Source organism: Paenibacillus sp. FSL H8-0048 (genome assembly GCF_038002825.1).
Lineage (GTDB): Bacteria > Bacillota > Bacilli > Paenibacillales > Paenibacillaceae > Paenibacillus_AQ.
Genome location: NZ_JBBODF010000001.1, coordinates 2,967,462 through 2,982,859, shown reverse-complemented (window position 1 = coordinate 2,982,859; position 15,398 = coordinate 2,967,462). Strand labels below are relative to the sequence as shown.

Genomic DNA, 15,398 nt, shown 5'->3' with positions numbered 1-15,398 from the left:
TGGAGAGCAATGAAGGTGGCCGGAATCTTTTTGGCGGCAGGCCGCAGTAATGGAGCAGGGGCCTCGGAAGGTTCTCTGAACAGGGCGGGCGCGGGTTCAACAGGTGCGGCGATGCTCAGTGAGCTGGAGACCTGCGGGCTTGCGCCGGTGGTTGTGGTGGTTCGCGCGGATGATCCTTTGGGCTGGCTGCCGCCTGCTGGGAAGGCGGAGAATATGCGGCGGATTGAAACTTGCCTGACGGCCCATTTGGGCCTGTCCTTCTCACTGCGCTGCGGCTTGAATGCTGTTGCTTCGCTTCAGCCGGATGCCGTGGTCATTGCGGCGGCGGACCAGCCGTTTGTGGCAGCGGATCAGATCTGCCGGTTCATCCAAGCTTATGGGCAGCACCCGGAGCTTGATTATGTCACGAGTGCACAAGAAGGATTGCTGATGCCGCCTACCTTGTTCTCAAGCACGCTGTTCCGCGAACTCCAGGAGCTGGACGATGAAGAGGGCATAGCTGGCATTATGCGGACCCAGGAATATAAGGGGCTAATCCTGCCGCAAGAGCCTGTTCAGACGTTTGCAGAGCCCGGGCTGCCGGAGAGCTTTGGAGAGTACCGCAGAGAATGGAGTGTGCGGAGCGGCAATAGACAGTGAATTCGCTATTTTTCAAAGTAATGTAAGGTAATATCACATAATTTAAGTTAAATTTGAGATGACTTCGTGCATGAAGCACAAAACTGCCCCCTCTTCTTATCCAACCATACAAAGCTATGTTATATAAATTTACGTAAGTGCTGCGCCTCAGTATAGTAGAGATACATTAATGGCTGTAGCCATTAGGAGAGATATCCTGGAGGAGGAGAATTATGAAACAAAGGGGTCAGGCATTCAAATTTAGTGTTATTACGATGTTCCTGCTGGCGGTGGTTCTGACGGGGTGCGCGAAGAATAATACAGCGTCTAATACAGATGCAGCAGCAACAGCGGCGCCTTCGGCGGCAAGTACACCGGCAGGCAGCGAGGCAGCGGCAACCACGGAGCCGGCAGCGAAGAAGCCGACGGTTGCTTTTGTCTATATCGGACCTCCGGGTGACGGCGGGTATACGTATCAGCATGATCAGGGCCGTCTGTATATGGAGAAGGAGCTTGGGATCAAGGCCGATTTCGTTGAAAATGTACCGGAAAGCGCCGATGCCGAGCGGATCATCACAGAGCTTGCGCAGAACCATGACATCGTGTTCACCACAAGCTTCGGCTATATGGATTTCACCTTGAACGTGGCGGGCAAATTCCCTAACGTGAAATTCCTGCATGCCTCCGGTTACAAGACAGCCGAGAACATGGGAACCTACTTCGGCAAAAACTATCAGGCCAGTTATCTGTCCGGGATCGCAGCAGGCAAAATGACAAAGAAAAATCATCTCGGCTATGTGGGAGCCTTCCCGATCAGCGAGGTGATCTATAATCTGAACGCCTTCACGCTGGGCGCGCAGAGTGTCAACCCGGCGGTGAAGGTGGATGTGGTGTGGACGAATACCTGGTATGACCCTGCGACGGAACGTCAGGCGGCAATCAGCCTGCTCGACAAAGGGGCGGATGTCCTGCTGGCGTATCAGGATTCACCGGCTACCCTTCAGGCTGCGGCGGAACGGGGAGCTTTTGCCGGGGGAAATGACTCGGATATGAGCAAGTATGCACCGGACAACTACTTAACCAACCCTGTATGGAACTGGGGTCCTTATTATGTAAAGGCTGTACAGTCTGTGATGGACGGAACCTGGAAAAGTGAGCAGTATTCCGGCGATATGGCCGACGGCATGGTGGAGCTGGCGCCATTCGGCAACAAGGTTCCTGAGGATGTGAAGAAGCTGGTGGAGGACGCCAAGGCCAAGATCATCAGCGGCGAGCTGGAGGTATTCACTGGACCGATCTCGGACAACAAGGGCAATGTAACTGTTAAGGACGGCCAGAAGCTGACCCTTGAAGAGGTGCTTGGCATGAACTGGCTGGTCAAGGGTGTCGAGGGCACGATTCCGCAATAACAGCAGCTGAAACACATCTTCATACAGCACAGCCTTACGGGTGGGGCGGGTTCCGGATACCGGAGTCTTCCCCACCTGTACTATAACTACCCGGAAAGGAGCGTAGTATTATGCAGGACCCTTCGGTTGAAATGCGCGGGATAGTGAAGACATTCGGTGCTGTAACGGCTAGTGATCAAGTTGATTTTTCGGCAAATGCGGGAGAGATTCACGCGCTGCTCGGGGAGAACGGGGCAGGGAAAAGCACAGTCATGAGCATGCTGTCAGGAGTGTACCGGGCGGACGCAGGAGAGATTCTTATTCATGGCAAACCGGCCAGAATCCGTTCCCCGAAGGATGCGGCATTGCTCGGTGTAGGAATGGTCTTTCAAAACTTCAGACTGGTGCAGAGCCTTACAGCGGCGGAGAATATCGTGCTTGGCGAAAAGTCGTCTTTCTGGCGCGGCAGCAGCTGGATCAAACGTAAGCATGAAGAGATAGAGGCGCTTGGAGAACGATTTGGCTTGAAATTTCCCGTCGACCGGCCGATCTGGCAGCTGTCTGTCGGCGAGCAGCAACGTGTTGAGATTGTAAAAACGCTATACCGCGGGGCAGACATCATCATCCTGGATGAGCCGACTTCGGTGCTGACACCGGGAGAGGCGGAGCAGCTGTTCGAGACGCTTCAGGTGATGAAGCAGGCGGGCAAGACGGTGATCATGACCACGCATAAAATGAAGGAGGTTATGGCCTCCTCGGACCGGATCTCCGTGATGCGTAAGGGAAAAATGATTGCGTCCCTGATGACAGGCGAGACGGATGAGCTGGAGCTGGCCCGGCTTATGGTGGGCCGGGAGGTTACGATCAGCCGGCAGGAGCGCGAGGCGACGGCCGGAGAACCGCTGCTGATCGTCCGCGATCTGGAGGTCGCAGCAGATCATGGCCGCAAGGCGCTGGATGCCCTGTCGCTTACGGTTCATGAAGGCGAAATTGTGGGCGTAGCCGGCGTTGCGGGCAACGGGCAGAAGGAGCTGGCGGAGGTATTGACGGGGCTTAGAGCATGGAGGTCGGGCGAGATCCGGTTTGACGGCAGTCCTGTGAGAACAGCTTCGGTAAGAGGAGCGATCGATTCGGGCATCTCGCATGTGCCGGAGAACCGGATGAAGAGCGGTCTGGCCGGACGGCTGGGGTCGGTTGACAACCTGCTGTTCAAGTCTTACCGCAGCGGGGAGCATTCCCGGTTCGGCTTCCTGAAGGCAGCCCGGAACCGCTCCTGGTCGCAGGAGCTGGTGCGCCGTTTCAATGTGAAGACGCCTGAGCTGGATACTCCTGTGCAGCAATTATCCGGCGGGAACCAGCAGAAGCTGCTGTTCGCCCGCGAGGTCAGCCACCGTCCGAAGCTGATGGTGGCTGTGCATCCGACGCAAGGGCTGGATGTCGGCGCGGCGGCAGGGGTGCATGAGCTGCTGATGGAGCTGCGCAGCTCCGGCAGCGGGGTGCTGCTGATCTCTGAGGATCTGGATGAGCTGCTGCAGTTATCCGACCGTATTCTGGTGATCTACGGCGGTTCCATTATAGGCGAGAGCGATCATGAGCAGGCGGACCGGGAACAAATCGGCCTGATGATGGCGGGTATCCGGAGCAGGGAGGGAAGTGCCGTATGAGTCCGAAGCCTGGAAATGAATCTGCAACGCTTCCGCCGCTGGCGGGACGCAGCGGGAGATGGTACTCCCTCAGGCTGGAATATGACTCAAGCCGTACCCGTTCACCGTGGTGGACGCCTATTCTGTCGGTTGTTCTGGCGCTCCTGCTCTGTGCGGTGTTCATCGCCGCTAATGGAATGAGCCCGCTGGTCGTCTACGAGAAAATGTTCCGGGGAGCCTTCGGCACCTCCTACGGCTTCACAGAAACCATGGTCAAGGCGATTCCGCTGCTGCTCTGCGGGCTAGGCATTGCTGTGGCTTACCGGATCTCCGTGTGGAATATCGGAGCGGAGGGCCAACTGACGGTAGGCGCAATGGCGGCTACTGCGGTAACGATCTATTTCCCGGACTTGTCTTCCTTTTGGTCCATTGCGCTGATGCTGGTTTTCGGTACAGCGGCCGGAGCCTTGTGGGGTCTGATGACGGCGGTGCCGCGTACCCATTTCGGTGTCAATGAGCTGATTACCTCGCTGATGCTGAACTACGTGGCCTTGCTGGCTCTGGATTATGTAGTGTTCGGCCCCTGGAAGGACCCGAAGGGGTTCAACTTCCCGGGCTCACCGATGTTCACGGCCGCCCAGTCCTTGCCGGTGCTTGGAAGCACCCGGCTGCACATCGGGCTGATCTTCGGACTCGTGGCCGTGCTGATCTATTATCTGATGATCCGGTTCACCCGCTGGGGCTATGAGCTGCGTCTGATCGGTGCCAATCCCACAGCGGCCCGTTATGCGGGCATTCATATCAAAAAGCATATTATCATCGTCATGCTGATCAGCGGCGGTCTTGCCGGAATTGCCGGCATGGCCGAGGTGTCCGGGGTTACGCATAAGCTGATGCAGGGGATCTCACCGGGCTATGGCTACACAGCGATCATTGTAGCCTGGCTGGCCAAGCTGAACCCGCTGGGCCTGATTGTGACGTCAATTCTGTTCGGCGGCCTGATTGTGGGCGGCTATAGTGTTCAGACCATCGGACTGCCTTCGTCCATATCGGAAATGCTGCAGGGCGCGATCCTGTTCTTCCTGATTGCCGGCGACATGATTCACCGGTTCCGCATCCGCCGGAGCGCATAACAGCATTCTCGTACAGGAGGGAGTTCACTCATGGATTTCACTACACAGTTATTAATCGCAGCCATCTCCGCAGGAACACCGCTGCTGCTGGCTACGCTGGGAGGCATTCTGACCGAACGGGCCGGCATTATCCAGCTCGGCGCGGAGGGGCTGATGCTGATGGGGGCAGTGACGACTTGTATCGTCTACATCCGCAGCGGGAATCTGATCCTTGCGCTGCTCTCGGCGGTGGCCATTACCGCCCTTCTGGGCATGGTCCATTCATTCTTATGTGTCACGCTGAGGGCGAATCAGACGATGTCGGGTCTGGCGATGACGCTGTTCGGCAGCGGTCTTAGCGCTTATGTGGGCAAGTCGATCAGCGGCATTCCGCTCCCCGGCAGTCTGCCCAAGCTGGATCTGGAGATCCTGAAGCCGGTGCCGGTGCTCGGGGAGCTTTTTGGAAGGCTGGATATGCTGACCTGGTTCAGTCTCCTGCTTGTCCTCGTGCTGCATCTGCTGATTCACCATACCTCATGGGGGCTGCATCTGCGGGCAGTCGGCGACAATCCGGCTACTGCGGACGTCATGGGGATTCGTGTGCAGCTGATCCGTTACTGTTATGTTACTGCCGGAGCGGCGCTGATCGGTCTGGCGGGTGCGGATATGGTGCTGGCGTATGCGCCGACCTGGAATGAAGGACTGACCGCCGGACGGGGCTGGATCGCCGTGGGTCTGGTGATTTTCGCCAGATGGAATCCGCTGCGCGCGCTCTTTTGCGCCTATTTCTTCGGAGCGCTCGATTCGCTGGGCTTCCGTATTCAGCTGCTGGGAAGTGCGGTGCCGTCCTATTTTCTGAAAATGATTCCTTACGTCGTAACCATTCTCGTATTGATGTACTTAGGATACCGCAATCGCAACAAGCCCTCCGGTACGCCGGAATCGCTGGGAACCCCTTATATCCGGGAACAGCGGTTCTAGTCCGGGAGGGCGCAGGCGGCAATATACAAATTAGAGGGATGGAGGCTGGCCTATGACTATACCGGCGGACCAGTTGACTCTGGAGCAGATTAACTCGATGGCAAAATCAGACTTCGTGGAACAGCTCGGCGGCATCTTCGAGCATTCCCCTTGGGTAGCTGAGGGGGTGTACAGCAGGCGTCCGTTCGATTCGGTGCAGGAGCTGCATGCTGCCATGATGGAGGTAGCACGGCAGGCGGAGCCGGACCAGGTGCTGGCACTGCTGAGAGCTCACCCGGATCTGGCGACAAAACTTGCAGTCAGTCCGCTCTCGGCGGCTGAGCAGCAGGGGGCCGGACTGGACCGGCTGACACCGGAGGAATTCGCGCAGCTTACCGGACTGAACGCTGACTATACAGCGAAATTCCGCTTTCCGTTCATCTTCGCTGTACGGGGCAAAACGAAAGAAGACATCCTTAGCGCCATCGGTGAGCGTGTGGACCGTCCGCTTAAGGAGGAGCAGGAGCAGGCGCTGCTGGAGATTGGTGCAATCACTCGTTTTCGGCTGGAGGATCTGCTGAGGGCGGAATAGAGTCAGGTCACTGCATATTATAGGAGGAAGGTGACGCAATTGTCTGGAATGCACGGACGGCTGAGCACCCATGTGCTGGATCTGTCACAGGGCAAGCCCGCTGCGGGCCTGTCGCTTCAGCTCTGGCGGCTGGAGACCGGAGGGCCTGTGCTGCTGCGTGAGGCGGTGACGAATGAGGACGGCAGGCTGGACGCTCCGCTGCTGGCGGGAGAAGAAATGCAGGCCGGAAGCTATGAGCTGTTATTTATGGCCGGTGATTATTTCCGGGGCGCTCAGACTGGTGCCGGAGAACCGGAGCCGGAGGAGGGCGCGGGCGCTGTAATCCCGTTCCTGGACCAGATTCCGATCCGCTTCAATATGCCGGACCCCTCTGCCCATTACCATGTACCGCTGCTGGTTGCACCTGGAGGATACAGCACTTATCGCGGGAGTTAACACGTCAGTCAAGTGTACCGCTGCACCTAATCTTAAGCCAATAGACCGGAGGTGGGCTTATCATGAAGGAAGAAGGTTACGAGCTTATCATCAGGAACGGACAGGTGGTCCTGCCCGGAGAAGTCCGCAGGCTTGAGATCGGGGTGAAGGATGGCAAAATTGCTGCACTGGGCGAAGCCTTACAGGCCTTGTCCGGGACCAGAATTCTGGATGCGGAAGGACAATACGTACTGCCCGGCATGATCGACATGCATGTTCATTTTAATGAGCCTGCGCTCGGTCACTGGGAGGGCTTCCGCAGCGGGTCGGCTGCTCTTGCGGCCGGCGGCTGCACCTGTTATGCGGATATGCCGCTGAACGGGAATCCGCCGACAGTGAATGTGGAGGCGCTCCGGCTGAAGGCGGAGGCCGCAGCCGGGAACTCGGCGGTGGATTATGTGCTGTGGGGCGGATTGGTGCCAGGGAATCTGGAGGAGCTGGAGGGACTGGCGGCTGCGGGCGTTAGCGGGTTCAAGGCCTTCATCTCGAATCCCGGCGGTGAAGGCGAAGGCCGGTTCCGTGAGGTGGACGATGACACCCTGTATCAGGGGATGCTTCGGATCGCCGCAACCGGCGGGATTCTCGCCCTGCATGCGGAGAGCGAAGCGATAACCTCGGCGCTGGGGGCGGCGGCAATACGCGCCGGGCGCAGCAGCGCGCGGGATTTTGCGGCTTCGCGCCCTCCGCAAGCGGAGCTGGAGGCTGTAGCAAGGGCGCTGCTGTACAGTGAGCGGACCGGCTGTAAGCTGCACTTCGTCCATATCAGCACAGCGGCAGCCCTGGAGCTGATTCATGAGGCCAAGCTGCGCGGCCTGGATGTGACCGCAGAGACCTGTCCTCATTATCTGATTCTGGATGAAGACAGCATGGAGACCCTTGGGCCGCTGGCCAAGTGCGCTCCGCCCCTGCGCAGCAGCGGGGAGCGGGACCGGCTGTGGACGGCACTGGCTGCGGGGCAGGTAGATCTGGTTGCTTCCGATCATTCCCCCTGTCCGCCCGACTTGAAGCTGGCGCCCGGGCTGTCATTCATCGAGGCCTGGGGCGGGATCTCGGGAGCCCAGAGCAGTCTGGAATTGATGTTCCATGAAGGTGTTCATGTGCGCGGCTTGCCGGTTACGCAGATCTCGGCGCTGCTCTCCGGGCTTCCTGCCCGGCGGTTCGGGCTGGAGGGGCGCAAGGGCTCCATCGCACCGGGGCTGGATGCCGATCTGGTGCTGCTTGATCCAGATGCAGCCTATACCCTGCGTGCAGAGGATCTGTTGTACCGTCATCGGCATAGTCCCTATGTCGGAATGACCTTATCCTGCAAGGTAACGGCGACGATCTGCCGGGGCAATATAGTCTATACTGCCGCGGAAGGCATTATTGCTGGCAGCGGAGGAGAATGGCTGCGTGTCAGGCACAGCCAGCCAGAGCTATGAAGCCGCCGGTCCCGCATGTCCCCGCGGGGGAGATGCTGAAGCTGCTGGATGAACTCGCAGTATACAGCGCTCCGGGTCCCGGAGTTACCCGGCTGCTGTATACGCCGGAGTGGCAAGGGGTTCAGCATTTTTTGCAGGAGAGAATGGCTGGACTCGGGCTTGAAGTCCGGATGGATCAGGTGGGGAATGTCTATGGCACACTGGCCGGTTCTCAGATAAGTGACAAGGTCATCCTGACCGGCTCGCATATCGACACGGTGGTGAACGGCGGACGGTATGACGGGGCTTATGGAGTAGCGGCTGCTGTAACTGCGCTGCACTATCTTCTGGAGACCTTCGGTCCGCCGCTGCGGACGCTTACGGTGGTATCCTTCTGTGAGGAGGAGGGCAGCCGCTTTCCGCTGACGTTCTGGGGCTCAGGTAATGTAACCGGGCTATATCACGGGAAGGAATGTACAGACTGCGCAGATGCGGAAGGAATCACGCTGGCGGATGCGATGGCGGCCTGCGGTCTTGGGGGGAGTGAAGGGGTGGCTGCCGAAGCTGCGGCAGGTCTGGAGCAGAGTGGCGGAAGCGGGAGTGAGGGAGGTGGGAGTGAGGAACCGGTAGCTGGAGCTACGGTAAGTCTGGGGGAAAGCTTCTGGCGCAATAATAGTCCTGTGCGCAGTGATATTGCCGCATATGTCGAGCTGCATATTGAACAGGGGATTATTCTGGAGCGGATGTCCCGGAGAATCGGGGTCGTGCAGGCCATCGCCGGACAGCGGCGGTATCTTGTCAAGGTCGGCGGGACGGCCAATCATGCAGGGACTACACCGATGGGGCTCAGGCAGGATGCCCTCGCCGGGAGTGCGGAGATGCTGCTGGCGCTGGAACGGTCCGCCCTGGCGGAGGGCGATCCGCTGGTAGCCACAACGGGGCGGCTCGAGGTCTATCCGGGGACATCCAATGTGATTCCCGGCGAAGTGCAGTTCACGCTGGATATCCGGCATAGCGAAGCCGGGGTGCTGGAGCGCTTCTGCGCAGCCGTCCTGGAAGAGTTCGCAGAGCTTGGACGCAGGCGCGGCCTGACGCTTGAAGTACAGACGTTGCTGGAGACAGCCCCTGCTCCTATGGATCAGGAGCTTCGAGCGGCTCTTGAAGAGATCTGTCTCCGGCAGGAGAAGCCCTACCTGAGCATGGTCAGCGGTGCAGGACATGATGCCCAGCTGTTCGCCCCGCGCTGCCCGGCCGCGATGATCTTCGTGCCGAGCCAAGGCGGAATCAGCCATTCTCCCGAAGAATATACCTCCCCGGAGGATCTCATTGCTGGACTGGAAGTGCTGACAGCCATATTATATAGATTAGCTTATGAATAAGAGACGACCAAGCTTCGGGTTGTAATCTCAATTGCGTATAAAATAGCGAGAACTGATCACTTAGAAGTCTGGAGGGGAGAGAACCATGAAGCGGTACGAAGATTTGTCGCCATCCTTGCGGTGCATTATGACCCCCGGTCCCGTGGAGGTTGATCCGCGTGTACTGCGGGCGATGTCTTATCCGGTGCTGGGACAATTCGATCCTGAATTCACAGAGATCATGAATGAGACGATGGAGATGCTGCGTGAGCTGTTCGCCACCAAGAATCAGTGGGCATATCCTGTAGACGGGACTTCGCGCTCCGGTATTGAGGCGGTGATGGTCAGCCTGATTGCGCCGGGGGACCGGGTGCTGGTTCCGGTCTTTGGCCGTTTCGGCCATTTGCTCCATGAGATTGCTGAACGCTGCGGCGCTGAGGTGCTCACGATAGAACAGACCTGGGGCCAAGTTTTTCCCCCGGAAGAGGTGATTGATGCTATACGGAGCTTCAAGCCGGATGTGGTGGCAATGGTTCACGGGGAGACCTCTACAGGCCGTGTGCAGCCGCTGGCCGAGATCGGGCGGGCCTGCCGGGAGCAGGATGCGCTGCTGATTGTAGACGCGGTGGCGACGATTGGCGGGGTGCCGGTAGAGACGGATGCCTGGATGCTGGATGCCGTGGTCGGAGGAACGCAGAAATGCCTGTCCATCCCTTCAGGTATGGCCCCGGTGACGTATAATGACCGGGCGGAGGCCAAGCTGCTGAAGCGCAAGCAGGTGGAGCGTGGACTTAGAACTGACGCTGCTGCTGTCAGTGAGCTGCCCGTGGTGCGGAGCAATTACTTGGACCTTAGTATGCTGCAGGATTACTGGAGTCCCCGGCGGCTCAATCACCATACGGAGATGACCTCCATGCTATACGCTCTGCGTGAAGGCCTGCGTCTGGTCCTGGAGGAAGGGCTGGAAGCGCGGCATGCAAGGCACAGATTCAATGAGCAAGCCCTTACTGCCGGATTGTCAGCTATGGGGCTGGAACTGTACGGGGAGGCGGAGAGCAAGCTGACCGTAGTCACCTGTGTGCTCATTCCGGCGGGCATAGACGGGGAATCCGTCCGTGACATGCTGCTGCAGCGTTTCGGCATCGAGATTGCCAGCTCCTTCGGGCCGTTACAAGGCCAGATCTGGCGGATCGGGACCATGGGCTTCAGCTGCCGGGAGAATAATGTGCTGCGTCTGCTTGGCGCGCTGGAGGCTGTGCTTATCCGCCACGGATACGCGGTACCTGCCGGACAGGGCGTTCAGGCGGCACTTGACGTATATGAGTCAAAGTAAGATAATCATACAATGTGATTTGTTTAAGTGACGGCTTGCACCCCCTTTAGGGGTGTCAGGGCCGTTTTTTCTAAATAGATAACCGGAAGGGAGTGCACATGATGACTTATACACGACAACCATTGGCTGACTGCGTGCCTGAGCTGGTTGCTACTGCCCGGGGAGATCAGAAGGCTACACTGGTCATTACAGGCGGCAAGCTGGTCAATGTCTGCTCTGGGGAGATTCTGGACGGCATGTCTGTCGCTGTACAAGGCGGGCGCATTGCTTACGTCGGCAAGGACGTCTCCCATACGATTGGGGAGAGAACGCAGGTTATTGATGCGGCGGGCAGATACATTGCTCCCGGCCTGATTGACGGACACTGCCACATCGAGAGCACTCAATTGACGGTGACTGAATTCGCCCGTGCTGTACTGCCGCTGGGGACGACCGGAGGCTTCTTCGATGCCCATGAGATTGCCAACGTATTCGGGCTTAAGGGAATTAAGCTGATGCTGGACGAGATGCGGGGAACGCCGCTGGCTGCCTATATGCAGGTGGCTTCCTGTGTCCCTTCTGCGGGCGCAGAATTTGAGACAACCGGCGCGTCGATCGGACCGGAGGAAGTAGCGGAAGCCTACACCTGGGGCGAGGATGTGATCGCACTCGGCGAAGTCATGAACTTCCCGGGTGTCGTCTACGGCGATGAGAAGATGATTGGAGAGATTCAGGCCACGCTGCGTGCTGGACGTTATGTTGACGGGCATTTCACCTGGCCGTCGAGTGACTGGAGACTTCCGGTCTATGCCGCAGCAGGGGTGACCGGGGATCATGAGTGTGTGACAGCGGAGGATGTGATCGAACGCGTACGTCTGGGGATGTATGCCAAAATGCGCCGCGGCTCAGCCTGGCATGATGTCGCCAAAACCATCACGGCGCATACCGAGCACGGGCTGGACCCGCGCCGGATGATGCTGGTGACGGATGACCGCAGCTCCGAATCGCTGCGCGATGAGGGGCATATGGATTTTGTCGTACGCCATGCGATCTCCCAGGGGGTGAAGCCGGTCACGGCTTTTCAGATGGCAACGATCAACACAGCCGAGCGCTTCGGCGTAGCCCGCGATATCGGCTCCATCACGCCGGGCTCCTGCGCGGATATCATTCTGCTGGACGGAAATCTGGCCGATGTCCATGTGGTCATGACGATTGCAGCCGGTGTTGTTGTGGCTGAGAACGGCCGCATGACGGCTGAGCTGACCCCGTACACCTACCCGGATGAAGTGCTGGCCTCTGTGCATCTGCAGCAGCCCCCGGTTCCCGCAGACTTCGTGATTCATGCGCCCATTGAGGAAGGTGTTCTGGCTACGCGGGTCATCCAGGTTATTGAGAACCATGTGGAGACCGGCGAGCTGATCATGAGCCTGCCAGTAGCTGGATCGGAGCTGGTGGTGCAGGACGGCCTGTGCAAAATCGCTGTTCTGGAGCGGCACAAGGGAACGGGCAACAAATCTGTTGGGGTTGTGCAGGGCATCGGCTTCCGTGAGCCTGCGGCAATAGCGATGACTGTAGCTCATGACAGCCATAATGTGCTGGTCATCGGTAATGATGATGGACTGATGGCGCAGGCGGCTGCCGCTGTGGCGGAGGCGCAGGGCGGTGTTGCAGTGATTACCGCTGCCGGGACCACCTTATTCCCGCTGGCGATTGCCGGACTGATGTCCGCAGAGCGCTTTGAGATTGCCGCCGCGCAATCCGCTGCCATCAGCAAAGCGCTATATGATGCGGGCTGTACGCTGAACTATGCTTTTATGACCCTGTCTCTGCTGGCCCTCGCGGTTATACCCGCACTGCGGATATCCGATAAAGGCCTGGTGCGGATCTCGCCCGAAGAGGGAATTCAGCTGGTACCGTTGTTCGTCAGCTAAGGCGGCGCGACACCATACCGGTGAAGGTACACTTTTATTCTAATATTGGGCTACTGGCCATTCAGTCTATTGCAGACTGGGTGGCTTTTTTGTTGTAGAGGAAACTATAGTTTCCTCCTGTTAGTGGACAAGGTGAGTGTAAGGTACAGGGACATATGGACCGAATGTGTATGAAAAACAGCATACATTGTGCTCGCATGGAGGCGCATGCTCGAATGTATGCGAAAAACAGTATACATTCTGCTGGTGCAAAGGTGCATGGCCCAAATGTATGCCAAAAACAGCATACATTGTCTACCACGCAGGCGCATGGACCAAATGTATGTGAAAAACAGTATACATTGTGCTGGCGCGAAGGTAATCCTTTCATCCATAGGATGGCTTTTTGTTCATGATTGGGTATCATGTTGAAAAAAAGAAATAAATTAACCGATTTTTCACAGGATGAAACAGAAAATTTTAAATTTTTAATGAAAAAGCATTAACAATAGGTGCGGAAAAGACGATAATACTTTTAAATTAGTTTAAAATTATTGTCGAATCATGAAAATTCAGCATATACAGATCGTCCAAACCTGAGGAACGGGGTGCATGAGAATGATGAGATTGGAAACGCGCGACATCTTGAATATTACCAGGAAGCAAATTACCGGTATTTTTAAAATGGAGCCGGTTGAACTGAAATTTGTTAATGATTATCAGGGTGAGCAGTATCTCCTGACCAATGATAAGCTGCATCTCAGCAACCAGCATTATTGGGCTAAGGTCATGGATTGTGTGTTCGAGAACCATGTCAGACCTGTTCTGATGTGCGAGGTGCTCTACTTCCTGCGCAATGAGTTTCTGGAAAGTGACATCAAGCTGATGTTCTCCTATGATTTTGCGGAGGGCTCGGAGGGAACAGCTTCGGCTTCGGCTGAGATCAGCTTCAAGGATTCACCTGATCTGCAGCCTGATGAAATTGCCGAATTGATTGATTTTGCGCTGACTTTGCAGGATAAGCAGTGGTTCGAGGAACTGACTGCCAAATATAAACAGCTCACGCTTCAATAATTAGGAATAATGTCTACGCCAAAAGACGCCCGGTTCACAGGTTGAAGATACCTGTAGACCGGGCGTTTCTGTGTTAGAGCGGCTGCTCTGACGCCGCCGCAGCTGCTACGGAAGGGTGCCAGCCCTGGGCCGAGCAGTCAACCAGTCCCGCGAGGAAGCTGATCCACTCTCCGGTGTCGTTCAGGCAAGGAGCCACCTCCAGCATCTTAGCGTTTCCGCCGCCCATGACGAAGAGATCCCGTCCTTCTACGGCCAGCTCATGCAGCGTTTCAAGGCAGTCCGTGACTAGTCCGGGTGAGAAAATCAGCGGCCGCCGGATTCCGCGTCCGTGAAGCTCCTTCAGCGTATCCGCAGTCGACGGTCCCACCCAGGTCTCCGGCCCGAAACGGGACTGGAAGGAGAACTGCCAGCGTTCCGGAGTCCAGCCCATCGCTTCTGCAAGCAGACGGGCCGTTTCCTGGCACTGCTGCGGATAGGGATCTCCGGTCTCGGCATAACGGCGGGGAATGCCGTGGAAGGACAGGATATAATAGTCAGGTTCTTCACTCATGGCGCGGATCTGCCGCTGTAATAAGGATTGCATCGCTGCGATATAGCCGGGCGCGTCATGGTAGGCTTCTACGAACCGCAGCGCCGGTACGAAGCGTTTGGATACCTGTCCGTAGCGGCTATGCCGTCCCAGAGCGGCGAAGCTGGCAGCTTCATAGACGGAAGCGGTCGTCGTCGAGGAATACTGCGGGAATAATGGCAGGACTATGATGCGGGTCACTCCCGAAGCTTCCAGCTTGCGGAAGGCTTCAGCCATGCCGGGTGTGCTGTAAGCAAGCCCCAGCTCGACCTGATAGCTGCTGCCCAGCAGTGCCTGGAGCGCTGCCTGCTGTGCTCTGGAATGGACGAGCAGCGGTGAGCCCTCTTCCATCCAGATCTCCTGATAGAGCTTCGCGGACCGGCGCGGACGGGTGCGCAGAATAATACCGCGCAGCAGCGGCTGCCAGAAGAGCGGATGATAATCAATGATTCTGCGGTCAGACAGAAACCGCTTCAGATAGGGACGGACCGCCTTGGCGCTCGGGGCGTCAGGGGTTCCGATCTGAGCAAGAATAACGCCTATACACGACGGATTCATGAGCAGCTGTTACTCCTTTCCATGAACATGACATCGTATAAAAATATCATATTTAAGCGCAGCCGCACAATATAATATATCGCATGGTTATCATATGAAGGAGGATATGGCAGATTATGAGAGGTAGATGGAATAAGTATTTTATGTTATTGCAAAAAAGTGATGTTTCTTATAGGGTATGTGATTTTCTACACAGAGAAAAGAGTTTCAATTTTGTTACCATCAAGCCAGAAATATTCACCAGCAGCTTGAAGTCCACTTATGTGAATTAATTCACTCTATTATGTGAATTGTTTCACCTTTTGAAAGATTGTATATATAGATGAATCTTTTCTTACACGGGCTGGGCCGAGCAGGAATGAAGGAAGGAGTGGGTGACGTTCAGGAAGAGTTGGCTGCTCTTCGTAATCAGAAGGAATGAATGGACCAAC

13 protein-coding genes are annotated in these 15,398 nt (G+C 56.9%); 12 read left to right on the top strand and 1 reads right to left on the bottom strand.

Annotated features, from left to right (window positions below; all coding sequences use genetic code 11):
- Positions 1–9: 9 nt before the first annotated feature.
- The 12 genes from NSU18_RS12530 (at position 10) to NSU18_RS12475 (ending at position 13,841) form a co-directional block, all read left to right on the top strand.
- Positions 10–639, top strand: a complete 630-nt coding sequence (locus NSU18_RS12530; protein WP_341019412.1) for an NTP transferase domain-containing protein — start codon at positions 10–12, stop codon at positions 637–639.
- A 212-nt stretch (positions 640–851) separates the two neighbouring features.
- Entirely contained in the window at positions 852–2,027 is a 1,176-nt protein-coding gene (locus NSU18_RS12525; protein ID WP_341019413.1) for a BMP family ABC transporter substrate-binding protein, read from the top strand.
- Between the two features lie 110 nt (positions 2,028–2,137).
- Entirely contained in the window at positions 2,138–3,670 is a 1,533-nt protein-coding gene (locus NSU18_RS12520) for an ABC transporter ATP-binding protein (RefSeq protein WP_341019415.1), read from the top strand.
- Positions 3,667–4,782 carry an ABC transporter permease gene (locus NSU18_RS12515; RefSeq protein ID WP_341019417.1) on the top strand — a complete coding sequence of 372 codons (1,116 nt, stop codon included), beginning with the start codon at positions 3,667–3,669 and terminating at the stop codon, positions 4,780–4,782. The genes NSU18_RS12520 and NSU18_RS12515 overlap by 4 nt, the downstream gene beginning before the upstream one ends.
- 30 nt (positions 4,783–4,812) lie before the next feature.
- On the top strand, positions 4,813–5,742 hold the full coding sequence (locus NSU18_RS12510) for an ABC transporter permease (RefSeq protein WP_076076879.1): 930 nt from the start codon (positions 4,813–4,815) through the stop codon (positions 5,740–5,742).
- A 52-nt stretch (positions 5,743–5,794) separates the two neighbouring features.
- Positions 5,795–6,313, top strand: a complete 519-nt coding sequence (gene uraD, locus NSU18_RS12505; RefSeq protein ID WP_341019418.1) for a 2-oxo-4-hydroxy-4-carboxy-5-ureidoimidazoline decarboxylase — start codon at positions 5,795–5,797, stop codon at positions 6,311–6,313.
- A 48-nt stretch (positions 6,314–6,361) separates the two neighbouring features.
- On the top strand, positions 6,362–6,748 hold the full coding sequence (gene uraH, locus NSU18_RS12500; RefSeq protein ID WP_341023132.1) for a hydroxyisourate hydrolase: 387 nt from the start codon (positions 6,362–6,364) through the stop codon (positions 6,746–6,748).
- Positions 6,749–6,810: 62 nt separating this feature from the next.
- Complete coding sequence (allB, locus tag NSU18_RS12495) at positions 6,811–8,208, top strand: allantoinase AllB (RefSeq protein ID WP_341019419.1); 1,398 nt, start codon at positions 6,811–6,813, stop codon at positions 8,206–8,208.
- Positions 8,172–9,566: a Zn-dependent hydrolase gene (locus NSU18_RS12490; RefSeq protein ID WP_341149166.1), complete on the top strand. Its 1,395-nt coding sequence runs from the start codon at positions 8,172–8,174 to the stop codon at positions 9,564–9,566. Before allB ends, NSU18_RS12490 begins: the two co-directional genes overlap by 37 nt.
- Positions 9,567–9,651: 85 nt before the next feature.
- The gene (locus NSU18_RS12485) at positions 9,652–10,878 is read left to right on the top strand and encodes a pyridoxal-phosphate-dependent aminotransferase family protein (protein ID WP_341149165.1); all 1,227 of its coding nucleotides are present in this window, start codon (positions 9,652–9,654) and stop codon (positions 10,876–10,878) included.
- A gap of 101 nt (positions 10,879–10,979) precedes the next feature.
- Positions 10,980–12,788: an adenine deaminase gene (locus NSU18_RS12480; RefSeq protein ID WP_341019422.1), complete on the top strand. Its 1,809-nt coding sequence runs from the start codon at positions 10,980–10,982 to the stop codon at positions 12,786–12,788.
- Positions 12,789–13,451: 663 nt separating this feature from the next.
- Complete coding sequence (locus tag NSU18_RS12475; RefSeq protein ID WP_341019423.1) at positions 13,452–13,841, top strand: IDEAL domain-containing protein; 390 nt, start codon at positions 13,452–13,454, stop codon at positions 13,839–13,841.
- A 73-nt stretch (positions 13,842–13,914) separates the two neighbouring features.
- Here NSU18_RS12475 and hemH read toward each other — a convergent pair whose 3' ends face one another.
- Complete coding sequence (hemH, locus tag NSU18_RS12470) at positions 13,915–14,967, bottom strand: ferrochelatase (RefSeq protein WP_341149164.1); 1,053 nt, start codon at positions 14,965–14,967, stop codon at positions 13,915–13,917.
- Between the last annotated feature and the right edge of the window lie 431 nt (positions 14,968–15,398).

Bases quoted from the DNA above. Each gene is read 5' to 3' on its own strand.
- NSU18_RS12485 (WP_341149165.1), top strand. From the start codon at position 9,652: ATGAAGCGGTACGAAGATTTGTCGCCATCCTTGCGGTGCATTATGACC.
- allB (WP_341019419.1), top strand. From the start codon at position 6,811: ATGAAGGAAGAAGGTTACGAGCTTATCATCAGGAACGGACAGGTGGTC.
- NSU18_RS12525 (WP_341019413.1), top strand. From the start codon at position 852: ATGAAACAAAGGGGTCAGGCATTCAAATTTAGTGTTATTACGATGTTC.
- uraD (WP_341019418.1), top strand. From the start codon at position 5,795: ATGACTATACCGGCGGACCAGTTGACTCTGGAGCAGATTAACTCGATG.
- NSU18_RS12515 (WP_341019417.1), top strand. From the start codon at position 3,667: ATGAGTCCGAAGCCTGGAAATGAATCTGCAACGCTTCCGCCGCTGGCG.
- NSU18_RS12520 (WP_341019415.1), top strand. From the start codon at position 2,138: ATGCAGGACCCTTCGGTTGAAATGCGCGGGATAGTGAAGACATTCGGT.
- NSU18_RS12510 (WP_076076879.1), top strand. From the start codon at position 4,813: ATGGATTTCACTACACAGTTATTAATCGCAGCCATCTCCGCAGGAACA.
- NSU18_RS12480 (WP_341019422.1), top strand. From the start codon at position 10,980: ATGACTTATACACGACAACCATTGGCTGACTGCGTGCCTGAGCTGGTT.
- uraH (WP_341023132.1), top strand. From the start codon at position 6,362: ATGCACGGACGGCTGAGCACCCATGTGCTGGATCTGTCACAGGGCAAG.
- NSU18_RS12475 (WP_341019423.1), top strand. From the start codon at position 13,452: ATGGAGCCGGTTGAACTGAAATTTGTTAATGATTATCAGGGTGAGCAG.
- hemH (WP_341149164.1), bottom strand. From the start codon at position 14,967: ATGAATCCGTCGTGTATAGGCGTTATTCTTGCTCAGATCGGAACCCCT.
- NSU18_RS12530 (WP_341019412.1), top strand. From the start codon at position 10: ATGAAGGTGGCCGGAATCTTTTTGGCGGCAGGCCGCAGTAATGGAGCA.
- NSU18_RS12490 (WP_341149166.1), top strand. From the start codon at position 8,172: ATGGCTGCGTGTCAGGCACAGCCAGCCAGAGCTATGAAGCCGCCGGTC.